Origin of the sequence: Buttiauxella cochleicola, assembly GCF_021282405.1 — a bacterium.
Taxonomy (GTDB): Bacteria; Pseudomonadota; Gammaproteobacteria; order Enterobacterales; family Enterobacteriaceae; genus Buttiauxella; species Buttiauxella massiliensis.
Window position 1 is genome coordinate 419,984 of record NZ_JAJSOU010000002.1, and the last position, 20,023, is coordinate 440,006.

Genomic DNA, 20,023 nt, shown 5'->3' on the forward strand with positions numbered 1-20,023 from the left:
ATTCCTGATAATGGCATTACGCCATGTGTTGTCGCTGACCTGTTTTACCCGTTGTCTTTCGCACTGCAGATGCGTTGGCTGCACTTGCTCAACCAAGTCACTTACTGATGTAAGCTCCCTGGGTTTCTCAAGTTTGCCACCTTTCTGCCGCACGAAATTCTTTGGGTAAATATCCCGTATTCCGGGGCCCCGAGCCTTGTAGAGAGTGGGGTTATAGTTTTAGTACTGCTACGGAGCGGGTTATTTTCGAGAACAACCTTCACTCCAACCCTCTCCCTTGGGAGAGGGTTAAAAATTATTTTTTCTTAACCGGACGCTGCCAACCCTGGATATGAGTCTGCTTTACGCGACTAATAACCAGTTCATCTTCACCAACATTACGTGTGACCGTCGTGCCTGCGCCAATCGTCGCACCGCGTGCAACGGTGACCGGTGCCACCAGTTGGCTATCAGAACCGACAAAAACATCATCGCCGATGATAGTTTTGAATTTGTTCGCGCCGTCGTAATTACAGGTGATGGTGCCAGCGCCAATATTCACGTTGTCGCCAATTTCAGCATCACCCAGGTAACTCAGATGCCCAGCTTTTGAGCCTTTGCCCAGGCGCGCTTTCTTCATTTCCACGAAGTTGCCAACGTGTGCGCCTTCCGCCAGTTCCGCACCAGGGCGCAAACGAGTGAATGGCCCAATGGTGCAAGCTGCCGCAAGGGTCGAATCATCTACAACGGTGTATGGACTGATTTCACAATCATCGCCAATCACGCTGTTTTTGATAACGCAGCCGGTGCCAATTTTGACGCGATGACCCAGGGTCACCGAACCTTCAATAATGACATTAGTATCAATTTCTACATCACGCCCGTGCGTCAGTTCACCCCGCAGGTCGAAACGCGCCGGATCGCGCAGCATCACACCTGCCAGCAGTAGTTTCTCAGCTTGCTCACTTTGGTAGACGCGCTCAAGACGTGACAGTTGCAGACGGTTGTTCACGCCTTCCACTTCACTTAAACGGTCCGGGTGAACGGCGGTGATTTCATGACCTTCGTGGTGAGCCAGCGCGATAATGTCAGTGATATAGAACTCACCCTGAGCATTGTTGTTATCGAGCTTCGCTAGCCAGCGTTTCAGATCCGCGCCATTCGCCACCAGAATCCCGGTGTTGATTTCGTCAATTTTGCGTTGTTCTTCAGTCGCGTCTTTATGCTCAACAATACCAACGACCTTGCCATTCTCACGAGCGATACGGCCATAACCGGTTGGATCGTCGAGTTTTACCGTCAGCAAACCAATGCCGCCCTGTGGTTTGGCATCACGCAGGCGCTGTAGAGATTCGACGGAAATAAGCGGCACATCGCCGTAAAGCATCAGAATGTCTTCGTCGTCAGCAAAGAAAGGTGCGGCCTGCTGCATGGCGTGGCCGGTACCAAGCTGTTCAGCCTGCAATACCCAATTAAGAGAGCTATCACTGAGTGTATTTTTGAGTAGATCGCCGCCATGGCCGTAAACCAGATGTACACGCTGCGCGCCTAAATTATTAGCCGCATCAATAACATGTTGAACCATCGGTTTCCCAGCAAGAGTATGTAATACCTTCGGGAGGTCTGAATACATGCGGGTTCCTTTGCCTGCGGCTAGGATAACCACGCTCATCGCATTGTTTGACATACGCGTCCTGACTTTAATTTGAGAGGGAAGTAAAACGATTTCACGTTGAAAATTCTACATATTTTGCAACAAAAAACGCGATGCCTAAAAAACAGGCTCTTGATGCGCTTTTGAGTTGCTCATGTGCTCAATTGTAGGTGGATAAGCTCGTAAAAAGTACTTCTGAAATAACAAAAGCCATAGATCTCTGTGGATTAAGACTTCTTTTCGGCCGGAAACAAAGCTACTCCACATATTTGAAATGTTAGTGTTTTAAAAATCACCCTTTGTGACAAGCATAAAAGAAACAACGTTTCATTTTTATAGATAATGGCTTGGACATTTATAAGGAGAATAATAATGGCGTCAAAAATACCTCTGGCTCTTACGCTTTGCGGCGCGGCTTTATCCCTGCCAGCAACCGCAGAGCAACAACCCATCTGGCACGCGATTGCTTTCGGGCAATCAACAGATGTTAACTTTTCATCTAACGTCTTACCTGAAAAAGTGGGTGTGAACAACGTAACGATCGATGGTAAAAAGCTGGCAACAGCGGATTCCGTCGACCTTTCGAAACCCATCACCATCGAAAGCCGTGGCGGTAAAATCGCTAACTCTCACGATGGATTAACGTTCTTCTATACCGCATTACCCGCCAGTGAGAATTTTGTCTTACAGGCAACAGTCACTGTCGATCAGTTTGGCCCTGAAAATGGTGCGAAACCGGCCGCGCAGGAAGGTGCCGGGATGCTGGTAAGGGATGTATTAGGCAATCCGCGCCAGGAGCCGCTGAAGGAAGGCTACGAAGAGTTCCCTGCGGCTTCCAATATGGTGATGAATGCCATCATGACGCAGGATAAAAAGGACGCATCACGCGTGAAAATGCAGGCCATTGCGCGTGATGGTATTACTCAGCCATGGGGAAATACCGGCTCAACTATTTCTCGTAAAAGCTATCAGGAAGCCATTGATCTGAGCAAAGCACCGACTTTCCGCATGAAGCTCGAGCGAACCAACGAGGGTTTTGTCACTTCATGGGCTCCAGCCGGAAGCGATGCATGGGTTTCTGAAAATGTTAAACGCGCTGATATCATCACCGTACAGGACAAAAGCCAGTACTACGTTGGTTTCTTTGCTTCACGTAATGCAAAAATCACCGTCAGTGATGCGTCATTAGAAACCAGCGCGGCAAATACTGTTGCTTCCACACCTTTCGTACCGAAAGCATGGCCTGTTGTGATGCAAATTGCCTCTCCAGCAAAAAGCACCACCAGCGAGTACGTGGTACAGGCTCGCGCTAACTATGACGGCAACTTCACCGTACGTCAGGATGAAGTTGTGATCGGTCAGGAAAAAGTGGCCAAGGCCGGAGAGATGTTCACTCTGCCAACCACACTTAAAGAGCAAGCACGTTTCACCGTGACGTTTACCCCGACCAGCGGTAAAGACAAAACCCCTGTCACCCAAAACTTCATGGTTGAGCAAGTCAAAAACATGGAGGGTAATACGCTTTACGTAGCGCCAGATGGTGCATCAAGTAACAATGGTTCTAAATCCGCACCGCTTGATTTGGCCAGTGCCATCTCTCTCGTCTCTCCTGGTGGGAAACTCATCTTAAGCAGCGGTGAGTACCCACTTACTACCATTTCGACAGCGGACAGTGGCTTAAAAGGCAAACTGAAAACCCTCGAGGCCGATGGTAAAGTCGTGATTCGCGGCCTGGCTTTGGATGGCAACTACTGGCATGTCAAAAGCATTGAAGTTACCGATAAGAGCTTGCGAGTTCAGGGCAGTCATAACCTTATCGAAAGTGTAGTCGCCTATAAAAATGACGACACAGGCATCCAGATTTCATCTCCTTCTGATGTAGGCCGCCCGTTGTGGGCAAGCTACAACAAGGTTGTTAACGCTGAATCCTTCAGTAATGAAGACCCAGGCAAAATCAATGCTGATGGCTTTGCGGTGAAGATGCGTGTGGGTGATGGCAACCGTCTTGAAGGATGCTATGCGCACGACAATATTGATGATGGCTATGACCTGTTCAACAAGATTGAAGACGGTGCCAATGGCGTTGTGGTGATAGAGAACTCTATTGCCCGCAACAACACCAGCAACGGTTTCAAATTGGGCGGGGAAGGGCAGCCTGTCGCGCATGAAATCCATAACAGCATTGCGATTGGTAACCACCTCGATGGCTTTACCGATAACTTCAACCCTGGTGCGCTGGTGGTGGCGAACAACGTCGCAGTGGATAACCAACGCTTTAACTACATCTTCCGCCCAAGCCCTTATGGGCGTGCAGAAACTCAGGGTAAATTCACCGATAACATTTCATTGCGTAGCGTTGAGGGGAAATATGATGACGCTATCTCCGGAAATGTTGATAACAGCAACTATTTCATTCGGGATGGTAAAACGGAAAACAGCGAAGGTAAGCAACTGAGCATAAAAGATTATCAGTCTTTGACGCTGCCAGTCCCGCTGCAACGCAATGCTGATGGTTCGTTCAAAACAGGTGAGTTTTTAACGAAGCAGTAAAAGGTTCAGACGAAAAAAATGCCAGTCAGGGAAACCTGGCTGGCATTTGTCTTTTCAAGCAGGTAGTTACATCGCTTTTCTGGTCAACTCGATAACGCGAAGTTTCGCGATCGCCTTAGCCAGTTCAGCAGAAGCCTGAGCGTAGTCCACATCACCGTGGGAACTATGGATGCGCTCTTCCGCTTTACGCTTCGCTTCCAGGGCTCGAGCTTCGTCGAGGTCCTGACCGCGAATTGCGGTATCGGCCAGCACGGTTACCGTGCCAGGCTGCACTTCCATCACACCACCAGACAAGTAGATATACTCTTCATGTCCGTGCTGTTTAACGATGCGGATCATACCAGGCTTAATGGCGGTGAGCAGCGGGGCGTGGCCAGGATAAATCCCCAGCTCACCTTCGCTACCCGTTACCTGGATCTTCTCAACCAGACCGGAGAACATTTGGCTCTCCGCGCTGACGACGTCCAGGTGATAAGTCATTGCCATGTCACCCTCCGATTAAGGCGTTAAAGTTTTTTAGCTTTCTCAACGGCTTCGTCGATAGTACCAACCATGTAGAACGCCTGCTCTGGCAGATGGTCATATTCGCCGTCCATGATGCCTTTAAAGCCACGGATAGTATCTTTCAGCGATACGAACTTGCCCGGAGAACCGGTAAAGACTTCTGCTACGAAGAATGGCTGAGACAGGAAGCGCTGAATCTTACGCGCACGTGCTACAACCAATTTATCTTCTTCAGAAAGTTCATCCATACCAAGAATGGCGATGATGTCTTTCAGTTCCTGGTAACGTTGCAGAATAGACTGCACGCCACGCGCGGTGTCGTAGTGTTCCTGGCCAACAACCAGTGGATCTAACTGACGGCTGGTGGAATCCAGTGGATCTACCGCAGGGTAGATACCCAGAGACGCGATGTTACGGCTCAGTACCACGGTTGCATCCAAGTGAGCAAAGGTGGTTGCTGGAGATGGGTCAGTCAAGTCATCCGCAGGTACGTATACCGCTTGAACAGAAGTGATTGAGCCAGTTTTGGTGGAGGTAATACGCTCCTGCAAAACACCCATCTCTTCTGCCAGAGTTGGCTGGTAACCTACCGCAGATGGCATACGACCCAGCAGTGCAGATACTTCTGTACCGGCCAGGGTATAACGGTAAATGTTATCAACGAACAGCAGAACGTCACGACCTTCGTCACGGAACTTCTCAGCCATGGTCAGACCGGTCAGCGCAACGCGCAGACGGTTACCTGGTGGCTCGTTCATCTGGCCATAAACCAGTGATACTTTGTCCAGAACGTTGGAGTCGGTCATTTCGTGGTAGAAGTCGTTACCCTCACGAGTACGCTCACCCACACCTGCAAACACAGAGTAACCGGAGTGCTCGATCGCGATGTTACGGATCAGCTCCATCATGTTTACAGTTTTACCAACACCCGCACCACCGAACAGACCAACTTTACCGCCCTTAGCGAACGGGCAAATCAGGTCCATTACTTTGATGCCGGTTTCCAGCAGATCCTGAGAGCTTGACAGCTCTTCGTAGCTTGGAGCAGAACGGTGAATAGCCCAACGCTCTTCTTCGCCGATATCGCCTTTCATGTCGATAGGCTCGCCCAGGACGTTCATGATACGACCCAGAGTTGCTTTACCTACCGGCACTTCAATTGGGTGATCGAGGTTAGAAACTTCCAGACCACGACGCAAACCATCAGAAGTACCCATGGCGATAGTACGAACTACGCCACCACCTAACTGTTGCTGAACTTCCAGCACCAGACGGTCTTTACCATTTGTAACCTCAAGAGCGTCGTACACTTTTGGTACGGCATCCTGAGGGAACTCGACGTCCACCACGGCGCCGATTACCTGGATAATCTTTCCAGTAGCCATCTCGAATCCTCTAAATACGTAAACCTGGTTATACCGCGGAAGCGCCACCGACGATTTCGGTGAGTTCCTGAGTAATGCTGGCCTGACGAGCTTTGTTGTAAACCAACTGCAGCTCTTTAATCAGGCTGCCGCCATTGTCGGTAGCGGCTTTCATCGCCACCATACGTGCGGCCTGCTCGCTGGCCAGGTTTTCTACGACGCCCTGATAAACCTGAGATTCCACATAACGGCGCAACAAGGTGTCCAGCAGCGCTTTAGGATCAGGTTCATACAGATAATCCCAGGATTTCTTCTTCAACTCGCCGTCTTCTGCTGGCGGTAACGGCAGCAGTTGGGTAAGGGTAGGAACCTGAGACATTGTGTTAATAAATTTGTTGCTGACAACATACAGCTTGTCCAGACGGCCTTCATCGTAGGCCTGCAACATCACTTTCACCGGGCCAATCAACTCGGACAGGGAAGGGTTATCACCCATACCAGTCACCTGAGCAACAATATTGCCGCCTACAGAGTTGAAGAAAGAGACGCCTTTAGAGCCGATCATTGCGATTTCGCTTTGAACGCCTTTATCGGACCACTCTTTCATGTCAGCCAGCAGCTTTTTGAACAGGTTAGTGTTCAAGCCACCACACAGACCACGGTCAGTGGACACCACCAGGTAGCCCACGCGTTTGACTTCGCGTTCATCCAGGTAAGGGTGTTTGTATTCAAGATTACCCAAAGCCAGGTGGCCGATCACTTTACGCATAGTTTCTGCGTAAGGACGGCTGGCAGCCATGCGTTCCTGCGTTTTACGCATTTTGGACGCGGCGACCATTTCCATTGCTTTGGTGATCTTCTGCGTGTTCTGGACGCTTGCGATCTTACTACGTATCTCTTTTGCGCCGGCCATGAGCTTCTCCTCAATGCCTTGCGGCTTGCCCTAAGACAAGCCGCCAGACTTTACCAGGACTGAGTTGCTTTGAAGGAATCGAGGATGCCTTTCAGCTTGCCTTCGATTTCGTCGTTATAGCCACCAGATTGGTTGATTTCTTGCATCAGTGGAGCATGGTCACGGTCAACGTAAGCCAGCAGAGCGGCTTCGAAGCTACCGATTTTAGCCAGTTCCACATCTTCGAGGTAACCACGTTCAGCAGCGAACAGAACCAGAGACTGCTGCGCAACAGACATCGGCGCATATTGTTTCTGTTTCAGGAGCTCGGTCACTTTCTGACCATGGCTCAACTGCTTACGGGTCGCATCGTCAAGGTCTGATGCAAACTGAGAGAACGCAGCCAGTTCACGATACTGTGCCAGAGCGGTACGGATACCACCGGACAGTTTTTTCATGATCTTGGTCTGAGCAGCACCACCAACACGAGATACGGAGATACCCGGGTTAACCGCAGGACGAATACCGGCGTTAAACAGTGTTGATTCCAGGAAGATCTGACCATCGGTAATAGAAATTACGTTGGTCGGAACGAACGCGGAAACGTCACCCGCTTGCGTTTCGATAATCGGAAGCGCAGTCAGGGAACCTGTTTTGCCTGTTACTTCACCCTTAGTGAATGCTTCAACGTATTCAGCGTTTACACGCGCAGCACGTTCCAGCAAACGGGAGTGGAGATAGAATACGTCGCCTGGGTAAGCTTCACGACCTGGTGGACGACGAAGCAGCAGGGAAATCTGACGATAAGCAACAGCCTGTTTAGACAGGTCATCATAAATAATCAGTGCATCTTCACCGCGGTCACGGAAGTATTCACCCATCGCGCAACCGGAGTACGGTGCCAGGTATTGCAGTGCAGCAGATTCTGATGCAGTTGCAACAACAACGATAGTGTTAGCCAGTGCGCCGTGCTCTTCCAGTTTACGAACCACGTTAGAGATAGTGGACGCTTTCTGGCCGATAGCAACGTAGATACATTTGATGCCGGAATCACGCTGGTTGATGATGGCATCGATTGCCAGAGCAGTTTTACCAGTCTGACGGTCACCGATGATAAGTTCACGCTGACCACGACCGATTGGGATCATGGCATCGACGGACTTATAACCAGTCTGTACAGGCTGGTCTACGGATTGACGTTCGATTACACCAGGTGCGATCGCTTCAACGGCAGCAAAACCGTCATGCTCAAGCGGACCTTTACCATCGATAGGTGCACCCAGGGTGTTCACCACACGACCCAGCAGGCCACGGCCTACCGGTACTTCAAGAATACGGCCAGTACACTTAACTTTCATGCCTTCGGCAAGGTCAGCGTACGGACCCATTACTACTGCACCTACAGAGTCGCGCTCGAGGTTCAGTGCAATGGCGTAACGGTTTCCCGGAAGGGAAATCATCTCACCCTGCATTACATCGGCCAGGCCGTGTACGCGGATGATACCGTCACTTACAGAAACGATTGTACCTTCGTTGTGAGCCTCGCTCACAACACTGAACTGAGCAATGCGCTGCTTGATCAGTTCGCTGATTTCGGTGGAATTCAGTTGCATGCTCCAGTCCCCTTAAGACTGCAAGACGTCTGTCAGGCGATCAAGACGGCCGCGTACGCTACCATCAATAACCATATCACCTGCGCGGATAATGACACCCGCCATTACAGACTTGTCAATTTTGCAATTCAGCTTAACTTTGCGTGACAGACGTTTTTCCATCGCGGCGCTGATTTTCGAAAGCTGGTCTTCGTTTAATGCGCTGGCAGAAGTCACTTCGACTTCAACGGTAGCCTCTTGGGCTGCACGCAGTTGAACGAATTGCTCAAGAACATCAGGAAGAACTTTCAGACGCCCATTTTCAGCCATCACCTTAATCAGGTTCTGGCCATTGGCGTCTAGCTGGTCACCACAGATGGAGATAAACGACGCAGAGAGCGTATCCGGAGCTAATGCGCCGGAAAGAAGCTCTGCTATTTGTTCGTTTTTAGACACCTCAGCGGCGAAACCCAGCATATGCTGCCAGTTATCAACGCTTTGGTGCTCGACGGCAAAGTCAAAAGCTGCTTTGGCGTAGGGGCGAGCTACAGTTACAAATTCAGACATCAGCCCCTCCCTCCTTACAGTTCAGCGACCAGTTTATCAACGATGTCGCTGTTAGCAGCTTCATCCACGGAACGTTCAATGATCTTCTCGGCACCGGCGATAGCCAGCAGAGCCACTTGCTTACGCAGTTCTTCACGAGCGCGTTTACGCTCTGCGTCGATTTCTGCCTGAGCCTGTGCAACGATTTTGTCACGTTCCTGCTCTGCCTCGGTTTTAGCTTCTTCAAGGATCTGAGCACGGCGTTTGTTCGCCTGCTCAATAATCACCTGAGCTTCACCTTTGGCTTTTTTCAGCTGGTCGGTCGCGTTGGCCTGTGCAAGGTCAAGGTCCTTTTTGGCACGTTCTGCAGAAGAGAGACCGTCAGCAATTTCTTGTTGACGCTTCTCGATGGCAGCCATGATTGGCGGCCATACGTACTTCATGCAGAACAGAACAAACAGGACAAACGCGATGGCCTGGCCGAGGATTGTTGCGTTAAGATTCACAGCACAATGCCTCTTTGTTAGTTAACGTTCTGATATTGCTTGGTGTATTAAGCAATGCTTACTACGCGACGGCGAACATCACGTACAGACCCAGACCAACAGCGATCATCGGGATAGCATCCACCAGACCCATAACGATAAAGAACTGAGTACGCAGCAGAGGAATCAAATCAGGTTGACGCGCTGCGCCTTCCAGGAATTTTCCACCGAGGATGCCGATACCGATCGCCGCACCGATTGCCGCAAGGCCCATCATAATTGCGGCAGCCATGTACAGCAGATCCATATTCAGGTTTTCCATGACAGTCTCCAGTTTGTTTCAGTTAAAACGCAGTAGTGGTAAGTAAAATCAATGCTCTTCAGATGCCATCGACAGATAGACGATCGTCAGAACCATGAAAATGAAGGCTTGCAGCGTAATGATCAGGATGTGGAAAATGGCCCAAGGCACACTCAGAATCCACTGTGACCACCACGGCAACAGACCAGCAATCAGAATGAAAATCAATTCACCGGCATACATGTTGCCGAACAGTCGCAGACCAAGAGAAATAGGTTTGGAAAGCAGGCTCACACCTTCAAGGATTAAGTTGAACGGTATAAATGCCCAGTGATTGAACGGCTGCAGCGTCAGCTCTTTCGTGAAGCCGCCAATGCCTTTCATTTTGATGCTGTAGAAAAGAATCAGGATAAACACGCCAAGCGCCATAGACAGGGTGATGTTCACGTCCGCAGACGGCACCACACGCAGGGCTGGCAGGCCAAAGATATGCTCGCCGATGAACGGCAGGAAATCGATTGGCAGCAGGTCCATCAGGTTCATCAGGAATACCCAGACAAAGACCGTCAGAGCAAGCGGTGCAATGACCTTACTCTTGCCATGGTACATGTCTTTGACACTGCTATTAACAAAACCGATGACCAACTCAACTGCTGTCTGGAATTTCCCTGGGACACCACTAGTAGCGTTTTTTGCTACTTTGCGGAATAACACCAGGAACAAGAAACCCAGAACCACGGAGAAGAACATGGAGTCAATATTGAGTGTCCAGAAGGTAGCTGGGGGGTGATACGGATCAACCAGCGAGAAAGTACGCAGGTCCAACTGAAGGTTATTCAGATGGTGGCCTATATACTCCTGCGGTGTAGAGATTTCTCCTGCAGACATGATGCCTCTTACCCTTTGTTGTTAATTACAGCTGGTGCGAGTATCTGCACAACCAGCACCGAAACCCACGTCACAATAAGCGGCAACAATACCGCCTTAAAACCAGCTAACGCCACCACCAGTATGGTAAAGCTCGCTATCACCTTTAATACTTCGCCGATAGCGAAGGTCCAGGCCAAACGGCCCTTTGACGGTGTATGCACTTGGTGACGCCAGGCAAAATTCATAAATACAGCATTTGGCAACCAGGCTGCCAGGCCTCCGCCAAAAGCAGAAGCACCCCACGCGGGGTCTTTGAGGCAAAACAGCAATCCAATTGCTATCACTGCAAGAAGCTGAAGGAACAGAAGCTTACGAGCAACGTTTCTACTCAATAGCGACACAGACATGGCGTATCCTAACTCCTGCTCCCTTCGGGGTATGTCGCGCTGGTATAAAACTGCCTTTACGTCTTTGAGTCAAGCCTCAAAAAGCGAGCAAATTATACGGTGCGGCCCCGTGATTTCAAACAATAAGTAGCAAAAAGGTGAACAAATGTTTAAATATTTTCCAACGCAGTTATTTTTCAACTTTTTCTAAATACTGGTTATTTTCCCTAAAAGGGCAAACAACCGAAATAGTCGCCTAATAAAGCGTGCACAAGATCACAAATCAAACATGTCACAGCCATTATGCATTTGTCTGTCTCATTAAGTGCGAAACACAGATGTCTGATAAATAAGCTGATTACTGTCTACTCTATTTAAAATAGCCTGAAACATCATTAAAACATTTCATTGACATTTTTATTTATATTTTAACAATTATCCACATTTGATACTTACGTAATATTTAGCAGGGTTATATTTTCATGCTTAACTACTTTTAAACCTAACTCTGCATTTCGAGTTAAAAAAGCGATAATGGGAAGTTAAACTTACGTTAAATGTAACCAGAGGTTTCAGGCCTTTTCTCTTGATTTTTTAACCAAAAAGAAACAATCCTTTTTCGCCTTTTTTTGATAAATATTAATTTTTGTTTGGCTTAATCATCACCAGATGACGTTCACCATCAAGCTCTGGCACCTGCAAACGAATCACTTCTTCAACCGTGAAGCTTGCGGGTAAGGCTGCAATTTCATCATCCGGGCGCAATCCTTTGAGAGCATAGAAGCGACCATGCTCAGCAGGCAGATGTTTACACCAGGTCACCATGTCAGTCATTGAGGCAAAAGCACGACTGATAACCCCATCAAAAGGTGGCTCGGCCGGGAACTCTTCTACACGGCTTTGTACTGGCGTGATGTTATCAAGGTGAAGCTCATGCTGGACCTGGCGCAGGAAGCGTACGCGCTTACCGAGGCTGTCGAGCAGCGTAAAATGCGAGTCCGGGCGCACAATGGCCAGCGGGATCCCTGGTAAACCAGGACCTGTTCCCACATCGATAAAACGTGAGCCCTGCAAGTACGGCTCTACAACGATACTATCCAGAATATGGCGTACCAACATGTCTTCAGGAAGACGAACAGAGGTTAGGTTATACGCTTTGTTCCACTTGTGGAGCAGTTCAACATAACCCACCAGCTGTTGTTTCTGGTTTTCTGGCAGCGTAATGCCTGCGCTTTCCAGCAGGCGATTCAGTTTGTTAAGCACTGTGGTCAATACCCATCAAAAAAACGGGCCAGGAATTCCTGGCCCTGAAAATTTATAAATCAGGCGCTACGGCGTAGCAGGCCTTGTTTTTTTAGCCAGACAAGCAAAATGGAGATCGCCGCCGGGGTTACCCCTGAAATGCGTGATGCCTGGCCTATTGAGACTGGTTTGTGATCGTTAAGCTTAGCGATCACTTCGTTAGAAAGACCACTCACCTGCCGGTAGTCCAGCGTTGCAGGAAGCAACGTATTTTCGTTACGTTGTTGTTTTTCAATCTCTTCTTGCTGACGCACGATATAGCCTTCGTATTTGACCTGAATTTCTACCTGTTCAGCAGACTGTGGATCTTGAAGGCCTGGCGCAAATACTGACAGTTGCATCATCTCAGCATAGGTCATTTCTGGACGACGCAGCAGATCTTCGCCATTTGCTTCACGCGATAGTGGAGCACTTAGCTTGGCGTTCACTTCTTCAACACTTTCAGAGTGAGGATGCAGCCAGATGTCTTTCAGACGCTGACGCTCAAGCTCAATGCTTTCCAGCTTTTCGTTAAAGCGTGCCCAACGTTCGTCATCCACCAGACCCATTTCACGGCCAACGGCGGTTAAACGCAGATCGGCGTTATCTTCGCGCAGCATCAGGCGGTATTCAGCACGTGAGGTAAACATGCGGTACGGTTCTTTCGTGCCAAGGGTGCAAAGGTCGTCTACCAGTACGCCGAGGTATGCCTGTGAGCGAGCTGGTGCCCAACCCTCTTTCTCTGCAGAGAAGCGTGCTGCGTTCAAACCAGCCAATAAGCCTTGTGCCGCAGCTTCTTCGTAACCGGTAGTGCCGTTGATTTGGCCAGCAAAGAACAGACCCTGAATGTATTTACTTTCCAGCGTTGGTTTCAGATCGCGAGGATCGAAGAAGTCGTATTCGATAGCATAGCCAGGTCGCACGATCTTCGCATTTTCCATGCCTTCCATCGAACGGACGATCTGCATCTGAACATCAAACGGCAGGCTGGTGGAGATGCCGTTCGGGTAGATTTCGTTGCTGGTTAGCCCTTCAGGCTCGAGGAAGATTTGGTGCTGGTTGCGGTCAGCAAAACGCATCACTTTGTCTTCGATTGACGGGCAGTAACGCGGGCCAATCCCTTCGATAACACCTGCATACATCGGGCTGCGATCGAGGTTATTACGAATAACGTCATGCGTTTTTTCGTTCGTATGCGTGATGTAACACGGTACTTGCGCAGGATGCTGGTTCACATTTCCCATGAACGAGAACACCGGCATTGGGGTATCGCCATGCTGCTTTGCAAGTACGCTGAAATCGATGGTGCGTGCGTCGATACGTGGTGGTGTGCCTGTTTTCAGGCGACTGACACGAAGTGGCAGTTCACGCAGACGACGTGAAAGCGAAATGGATGGCGGATCGCCTGCACGGCCACCGCTGTAGTTATCCAGTCCGATATGAATTTTGCCGTCCAGGAACGTACCGACAGTCAGTACCACGGATTTAGCGCGGAACTTCAGACCCATTTGTGTGACAGCACCGACAACGCGATCGTTCTCAACAATCAGATCTTCAACAGCTTGTTGGAAGATCATCAGGTTCGGCTGGTTTTCCAGTGCAGTGCGTACCGCCTGGCGATACAGCACTCGGTCTGCCTGAGCACGAGTAGCCCGTACTGCAGGGCCTTTACTCGCGTTTAGTATCCTAAACTGGATACCGGCATGGTCGATAGCTTTTGCCATCAAACCGCCTAAAGCATCCACTTCTTTAACCAGATGTCCCTTGCCAATACCACCGATTGCTGGGTTACAAGACATCTGTCCCAGAGTGTCGATATTGTGAGTCAAAAGAAGGGTTTGTTGGCCCATCCGTGCAGCGGCCATTGCAGCCTCAGTGCCTGCATGACCCCCGCCAATGATGATGACGTCAAAAGGATCTGGATAAAACATGGTACTGCCTCACGGTTTTGCAAATGGGGGATGACTGATTCCCGAGGTTGGCGATTCTACTTAACTTTAGCCTTTCGAGAAAGTATTGGGATCGTAGGTAATTAAAAGAAGATCTTTTTTATTTAAAGATCTCTTTATTATGATCTCTTATTAGGATCGGCATGTTCTGTGGATAACCGTTTTTATGCTAAAGAGATCAAGTGATTAAGAAGGATCATTAGCTGTGAATGATCGGTGATCCCAGAACGTATAAGCTGGGATCAAAATCACTAGTTATGCACAACTCAAAAAGTGAACAGGAGTTGTTATTGGGATAACTACTGCTTAACCCAAGGTTTTAAGCATACTTATACACAGATAAAAGTTAGATCTTTACAAATCCAGGAGTAATTTCTTCCATGATCCGACCCAAATCTCTGCCGGATCCTCAGGAATATCGTGATCAAGGATGTTCACTTTGAGTAAAGAGCCCACTCTTTTAGCTCCGCACTCCGTCAGAAGGGTGTCCAATTTTTCAATTGCGCCGCAAAAAGTGTCGTATTCACGACTACCAATTCCGATTGCACCATAATGAAGAGAACTCAGATCCGGACGTTCTTCATTTATAGCATCGAACAACGGTTGCAGATTGTCAGGAAGATCACCTGCTCCATGAGTAGAAGAGACAATCAGCCATATCCCACTGGTTTGTAGATCTTCAAACAGTGGCCCATGCAGCGTTTGGGTCGTAAAACCCGCCTCATCTAGCTTCTGCGCTAAATGTTCAGCCACATATTCAGCACTGCCCAGGGTACTGCCGCTAATCAGAGTAACTTCTGTCATTGCGATCCCACCTTTTCGAAACGATGGGCATTGTACGCTGTGTAAGGCCTGCGATCTACCTGTGGATAATATGGGTATTAAAAATAGCTGTCAGGGCTTGATGGTGCGCATGATCGGGTTCTGGAGGGAGATCAGTGTTTCGGTGGACTGAATTTCATCAATTGTTTGGATCTTGTTGATAAGTACCTGTTGCAGCGCATCGATAGATCGACACATCACCTTAATAAAGATGCTGTAGTGCCCGGTGGTGTAATACGCCTCGGTGACTTCTTCGAGGCTTTCCAGTTTTGCCAGTGCCGAAGGGTAGTCCTTCGCACTCTTTAAAATGATGCCGATAAAGCAGCAAACGTCGTAACCCAGTTGTTTAGGGCTGATATCGATGCGTGCGCCGGTAATGATCCCGGCCTGCTTCATCTTCTCTACGCGTACGTGAATAGTGCCAGGGCTAACACCAAATTGTTTAGCCAGTTCTGCATAAGCAGTACGAGCATTTGCCATTAAAGCGTCGAGGATGCCGCGATCGAGATTGTCGATCTGATAATTATCCATCACTTTTTCCTATGATTAGTAACGATAGTTCAGATTTTATAGCCTTAAATTAGTCGATTGAAAACCAGTAAGGCTTTTTTATTGTTGATTATTGAATGTTATGCCGAGTTTGTTGCTTAATCATCGTCAGTAAAACAACACAATAAAGAGAAAACCATGAAAACTGCCTACATCGCTAAACAACGCCAGATTAGTTTTGTTAAGTCCCACTTCTCTCGTCAACTGGAAGAAAAGCTTGGTCTGATGGAAGTCCAGGCTCCGATTCTCAGCCGCGTGGGTGATGGTACTCAAGACAATCTGTCTGGTTGTGAAAAGGCGGTGCAGGTGAAGGTGAAAACCTTGCCTGACGCGCAGTTTGAAGTGGTGCATTCGCTGGCTAAATGGAAAAGAAAAACACTCGGCCAGCACGACTTCAGCGCGGGCGAAGGGCTTTACACGCACATGAAAGCTCTTCGCCCCGATGAAGACCGTTTGACCCCTATTCACTCTGTGTACGTTGATCAGTGGGATTGGGAACGAGTTATGGGTGAAGGAGAACGTCATCTCGGTACGCTCAAGCAAACTGTAGAAAGCATCTGGGCGGCAATGAAAGCCACGGAAGCCGCAGTGAGCGAGCAATACGGTTTGACGCCTTTCCTGCCTGAACAAATCCACTTTGTTCATAGCGAAGAGCTACAACAGCGTTTCCCCGACCTTGATGCAAAAGGGCGTGAGCGTGCGATTGCCAAAGAGCTGGGCGCGGTGTTCCTGATTGGTATTGGTGGCAAACTGGCAGATGGAAAACGCCATGATGTTCGTGCACCGGATTACGATGACTGGTCAACCGCCTGTCAGGGCGATTTCAAAGGGTTGAACGGTGACATTATGGTGTGGAACCCGATCCTCGAAGATGCGTTTGAGCTCTCGTCTATGGGGATCCGAGTCGACGCTGAAACTTTAAAACGCCAGTTGGCCGTAACGGGTGATGACGATCGTCTGCAACTTGAGTGGCACCAGTCACTGCTCAAAGGTGAAATGCCGCAAACTATTGGTGGTGGTATTGGCCAGTCTCGCTTGGTGATGCTGATGCTGCAACAGCCGCACATTGGTCAGGTACAGTGCGGCGTGTGGCCTGCTGAAGTCCATACGAAGGTAGCATCACTGTTGTAAGAATTAACGCCGCCAGCGACGCAGCAGGCGGCTACGCATCCCGGTATCGAAGCGCCAGATATGATCGAATATGCGCATGATGCCGGGCTTACCATGCCCCGACATCGCGACTGCATGAAAACGATGTAAATGTTTACGCTGCAGATCCTTCACTTGTGTGACGACATCATCTGGCAAGCGTTGAGCAATAAAGTCAGAAATCACAACCGCATCGGCATCAAACCATTCACTTCCCTGCATTTTTTCTGCGATTGCCCTAAAGCAACTGGCGAGATCGGTACCACCGCGAAAACGCTGGCTCAGAAAACGGATCGCTTGCTCAATACCATCTGCACCACACACCTCGTAGCGCACCACTTCACTGGAAAACAGCATGATGAAACAGCGACGGTTATCGGCCAGCGCCACGCGCATCAGTGCGAGGCAAAACGCTTTGGCACATTGTTCGTTAAAACCACCCATTGAACCTGAAGTATCCACGCAAACAATGAAAGGCCCGCGTGGCTGCTCGTCAAAATTCTGGTGAACGACAGGGCGCTCGACAACTTTCTCGCGCCAGGAATCACCATGTAACCGATAAGTCAGCAACTGCTTTTCCACCAGCCGACGATAGAACTCAAATTCCAGCTCACTAATGCCAAGTGTTGCCAACTCTGGGGGTAATAACCGCAAAATGTCATCGCTACGCTGAAGCCCGTCAACCTGTTCTGGCACCGTTGCGGGCTCACGCACCAACATGCGCCAGGTTTCGGTTGGAGCATCTTTTCTCGGCACCGCTTTTGCTTCTTTAGAGCGACCAAGCTGTTCGGCCAGTTTGAGCAATTCAGGCTGGCTGGCAAGAAAATCACCGTACTGAACGATGAGCTGATAATCCCCACGTTTAAGCGAACCGGCACTCATATCCCACAGACGCCCTGCGGCGTTATCGCTATCGACTAAAACTGGTTCTAGCTGGCCGCTTAATGCCAGACGCTGCTGCACTTCAGCGAGCAACAGGTCACGCTCGTCTTCCAGTAATTGTTGGTTAAGTGATGTGGTCTGAACCACCAGACTCAGACGCCAGCGTTGCAGAAACAGCGTTTGTTGGGCGGGTGTCAGTCGAGGTGTTTCGGCCACCAGCTTCTGGGCTTGCTCAAAAAAGGGTGAATCGACGCTTTTCAGTAACTGTAAAATTTCCGACAGTTTTGCAGAAAGCTGGCTGGTGGTAAGCAACTGGCTTTCCTGATAACACTGCACTTCCCGGGCTAATTCTTGAGGGATGTTGGTGTCATGCAAGCGGGCTTTCAGCAATTCGCGCCAACGGGGGATGTCTTTGGTCACCGCCTTTTTCATGCGCGGGAATTTCTCAAAGAATATAGCCAGCTGCGGGGCTGCCAGCAGCGCGATAATCACTCCTTCTATTAATTCACCCTCGCTAATCGCGAGGATGACATCAAGAGCCTCAACGCTGAGCATTAATGCCGCGCCTGTTTAATCTGTTCGGCCACATCTTGCAGACTGGCTTCGATCTTTCCAAGCCAATCGTTGTGGATAAACAGGCATTTTTGCTGATCGTTAAATCGTTCATGTTGCTGGTGGAGAGTCTCTTCGAGAGAGTCAAATTGCTGCTTGATCTCCTCTGGCATGCCTTCCTGCTGTTTGCCCGGCATCATCAGCCGCGTGCCTTGCAAACTGATATCGCGCAAAACCAGATGCTGGCTGCTGTCGACTTCCATATTCAGAACCTGGGCAAAACCAATACCGTTGAGTTTACCGCGTAATTCGCCACCTTTTATTAGCCATTGAGCGCAGGCTTCACGGGGAATGGATACATGGAGAACTTCGATATCATGCAGTTTTAGCGGTTGCTGGAGCAGCAATGTCAGCGTTTCGCCCATCAGATTGTCAGGCAACTGATACTGAGGGCGACGGGCAAACATGCCGCCCTGTTTGGCCACCGTGATGGCTTCGCGGTCGCTATGCTGCTGTTGTAACTGAATCCGGCGCTGCACGATGGCTGCTAATTTACTGAGCATGGCATGTTGTTGCCACGCGTGCCCTGTCATCAATATTTCCAGCTGTTGTTGCATCAAATTCATCGCTGCGGTGTCGTGCCACAGGCAATCTTTCAGCAGGATTAAATCAATTGGCGCGACGGAATTTCGGCCATTAAAGAAGGCGCTGGCTTGCAGCAGACGAATGGCTTTCTTCCAGCGGCGGTCTGATACATAAGGTGCTCCCGACACATTCTCTAGCTGCTGGCGCAAAGTGAAGATCAGCTCAAATACATTATCCGGTAACGAAACCGTGCCAATATCTTTCTGCCACTGGAAATACTCATCGTCAGTGACTTGCAGGCTTTCGGGAACCGGGTTGTCGTTCTCATCATGTTGGCTGACCAGCATTGAGCGGAAATTGCCTTTATCCTGCACTTTGTCGAGCCACAGGCGAATCAGCATACGGTCGTATAAGGCTTCCAGGCTGCTGTCTGCTTCCGGGAGTTCATTGGAGGCGGCCACCAGCAAACGCATTGGGATTTTTTCTTCACTTGCCCCATTACGGAAACGGCGTTCATTTATTGCGGTCAGCAGAGTATTCAGAATTGCTGGGCCTGCCTTCCAGATTTCATCGAGAAAGACGATTTCAGCTTCTGGCAAATAGCCCGCAGTCAGACGTTCATAGCGGCCTTCATCTTTTAAAGCCTGAATGGAAAGCGGACCAAACACCTCTTCTGGGGTCGAGAAACGCGTCATCAGGTATTCAAAAGCGCGCGCATGCTGGAATGCAAACTTCAGTCGGCGGGCAATCAAACTCTTGGCTATACCTGGAGGGCCAAGCAAGAAAACACTTTCTCCGCTTAGCGCTGCCAGCAGGCAAAGACGCACCGCGTGTTGGCGTTCAAACAATCCTTTTTCCAGTGCCTGGCTAAGCCGTGAAATTCTTTCAGCCAATAAATGTGATTGAGCCATAATTAGCATTGCATCCTTACGCGGTATAAAACTCATTGGGTACAGCGAGTATATCGTTCATCTATATTATCGTTAATGGATTGATGAACGGCTCTTTTTTCCCTGACATAAGTTAAGCCTGTTGTATTTAGGGGTACGATTTACTTCATTATCGTGCATACTGTGCGCCTTTTTGTGGGCCAAGGGACTAAGCACACGCTTTCAGGATTCCAACAAAAGA

General features: G+C 49.4%; 18 protein-coding genes. 2 read left to right on the forward strand and 16 right to left on the reverse strand.

What is annotated here, in order from left to right; all coding sequences use genetic code 11:
• Nucleotides 1-295: 295 nt before the first annotated feature.
• Nucleotides 296-1,666, reverse strand: coding sequence for a bifunctional UDP-N-acetylglucosamine diphosphorylase/glucosamine-1-phosphate N-acetyltransferase GlmU (glmU, locus tag LVQ79_RS04240; RefSeq protein ID WP_232864005.1), 1,371 nt, complete (start codon nt 1,664-1,666; stop codon nt 296-298).
• 339 nt (nt 1,667-2,005) lie between these two features.
• On the opposite strand from glmU, the gene LVQ79_RS04245 reads away from it, so the two are divergent.
• Nucleotides 2,006-4,183, forward strand: a complete 2,178-nt coding sequence (locus tag LVQ79_RS04245; RefSeq protein WP_232864006.1) for a right-handed parallel beta-helix repeat-containing protein — start codon at nt 2,006-2,008, stop codon at nt 4,181-4,183.
• 66 nt (nt 4,184-4,249) lie between these two features.
• On the opposite strand, the gene LVQ79_RS04250 is transcribed toward LVQ79_RS04245, so the two are convergent.
• The 13 genes from LVQ79_RS04250 to asnC all read right to left on the reverse strand — a co-directional run bounded on the left by LVQ79_RS04250 (nt 4,250) and on the right by asnC (nt 15,706).
• Nucleotides 4,250-4,669, reverse strand: coding sequence for a F0F1 ATP synthase subunit epsilon (locus tag LVQ79_RS04250; protein ID WP_124025055.1), 420 nt, complete (start codon nt 4,667-4,669; stop codon nt 4,250-4,252).
• A 20-nt stretch (nt 4,670-4,689) separates the two neighbouring features.
• Nucleotides 4,690-6,072 carry a F0F1 ATP synthase subunit beta gene (gene atpD, locus LVQ79_RS04255; protein ID WP_064514874.1) on the reverse strand — a complete coding sequence of 461 codons (1,383 nt, stop codon included), beginning with the start codon at nt 6,070-6,072 and terminating at the stop codon, nt 4,690-4,692.
• A 28-nt stretch (nt 6,073-6,100) separates the two neighbouring features.
• Nucleotides 6,101-6,964, reverse strand: coding sequence for a F0F1 ATP synthase subunit gamma (gene atpG / locus LVQ79_RS04260; protein WP_115631717.1), 864 nt, complete (start codon nt 6,962-6,964; stop codon nt 6,101-6,103).
• A gap of 50 nt (nt 6,965-7,014) precedes the next feature.
• Nucleotides 7,015-8,556 carry a F0F1 ATP synthase subunit alpha gene (atpA, locus tag LVQ79_RS04265; RefSeq protein WP_124025053.1) on the reverse strand — a complete coding sequence of 514 codons (1,542 nt, stop codon included), beginning with the start codon at nt 8,554-8,556 and terminating at the stop codon, nt 7,015-7,017.
• 12 nt (nt 8,557-8,568) lie between these two features.
• The gene (gene atpH / locus LVQ79_RS04270) at nt 8,569-9,102 is read right to left on the reverse strand and encodes a F0F1 ATP synthase subunit delta (RefSeq protein ID WP_064514880.1); all 534 of its coding nucleotides are present in this window, start codon (nt 9,100-9,102) and stop codon (nt 8,569-8,571) included.
• Nucleotides 9,103-9,116: 14 nt separating this feature from the next.
• Nucleotides 9,117-9,587 carry a F0F1 ATP synthase subunit B gene (gene atpF, locus LVQ79_RS04275; protein ID WP_034460698.1) on the reverse strand — a complete coding sequence of 157 codons (471 nt, stop codon included), beginning with the start codon at nt 9,585-9,587 and terminating at the stop codon, nt 9,117-9,119.
• A gap of 61 nt (nt 9,588-9,648) precedes the next feature.
• Nucleotides 9,649-9,888 carry a F0F1 ATP synthase subunit C gene (atpE, locus tag LVQ79_RS04280; RefSeq protein WP_004393045.1) on the reverse strand — a complete coding sequence of 80 codons (240 nt, stop codon included), beginning with the start codon at nt 9,886-9,888 and terminating at the stop codon, nt 9,649-9,651.
• Between the two features lie 48 nt (nt 9,889-9,936).
• Nucleotides 9,937-10,755: a F0F1 ATP synthase subunit A gene (gene atpB, locus LVQ79_RS04285; protein ID WP_034460700.1), complete on the reverse strand. Its 819-nt coding sequence runs from the start codon at nt 10,753-10,755 to the stop codon at nt 9,937-9,939.
• 8 nt (nt 10,756-10,763) lie between these two features.
• Nucleotides 10,764-11,144 carry a F0F1 ATP synthase subunit I gene (atpI, locus tag LVQ79_RS04290; protein WP_064541969.1) on the reverse strand — a complete coding sequence of 127 codons (381 nt, stop codon included), beginning with the start codon at nt 11,142-11,144 and terminating at the stop codon, nt 10,764-10,766.
• A gap of 618 nt (nt 11,145-11,762) precedes the next feature.
• Nucleotides 11,763-12,386 carry a 16S rRNA (guanine(527)-N(7))-methyltransferase RsmG gene (gene rsmG / locus LVQ79_RS04295; RefSeq protein WP_151993918.1) on the reverse strand — a complete coding sequence of 208 codons (624 nt, stop codon included), beginning with the start codon at nt 12,384-12,386 and terminating at the stop codon, nt 11,763-11,765.
• Nucleotides 12,387-12,445: 59 nt separating this feature from the next.
• Nucleotides 12,446-14,335 (reverse strand): tRNA uridine-5-carboxymethylaminomethyl(34) synthesis enzyme MnmG, encoded by a 1,890-nt coding sequence (gene mnmG, locus LVQ79_RS04300; RefSeq protein WP_232864007.1) that lies wholly within the window; start codon nt 14,333-14,335, stop codon nt 12,446-12,448.
• Nucleotides 14,336-14,707: 372 nt separating this feature from the next.
• Nucleotides 14,708-15,157 (reverse strand): FMN-binding protein MioC, encoded by a 450-nt coding sequence (gene mioC, locus LVQ79_RS04305; RefSeq protein ID WP_232864008.1) that lies wholly within the window; start codon nt 15,155-15,157, stop codon nt 14,708-14,710.
• A gap of 90 nt (nt 15,158-15,247) precedes the next feature.
• Nucleotides 15,248-15,706, reverse strand: coding sequence for a transcriptional regulator AsnC (gene asnC, locus LVQ79_RS04310; RefSeq protein ID WP_034499887.1), 459 nt, complete (start codon nt 15,704-15,706; stop codon nt 15,248-15,250).
• A gap of 156 nt (nt 15,707-15,862) precedes the next feature.
• Between asnC and asnA the strand changes: the two genes are divergently transcribed.
• Nucleotides 15,863-16,855: an aspartate--ammonia ligase gene (asnA, locus tag LVQ79_RS04315; RefSeq protein WP_232864009.1), complete on the forward strand. Its 993-nt coding sequence runs from the start codon at nt 15,863-15,865 to the stop codon at nt 16,853-16,855.
• Nucleotides 16,856-16,858: 3 nt separating this feature from the next.
• Here the strand turns inward: asnA and viaA are convergent, their stop codons facing one another.
• Entirely contained in the window at nt 16,859-18,310 is a 1,452-nt protein-coding gene (gene viaA, locus LVQ79_RS04320; RefSeq protein ID WP_232864010.1) for an ATPase RavA stimulator ViaA, read from the reverse strand.
• Complete coding sequence (ravA, locus tag LVQ79_RS04325; protein WP_232864011.1) at nt 18,310-19,803, reverse strand: ATPase RavA; 1,494 nt, start codon at nt 19,801-19,803, stop codon at nt 18,310-18,312. Before ravA ends, viaA begins: the two co-directional genes overlap by 1 nt.
• Between the last annotated feature and the right edge of the window lie 220 nt (nt 19,804-20,023).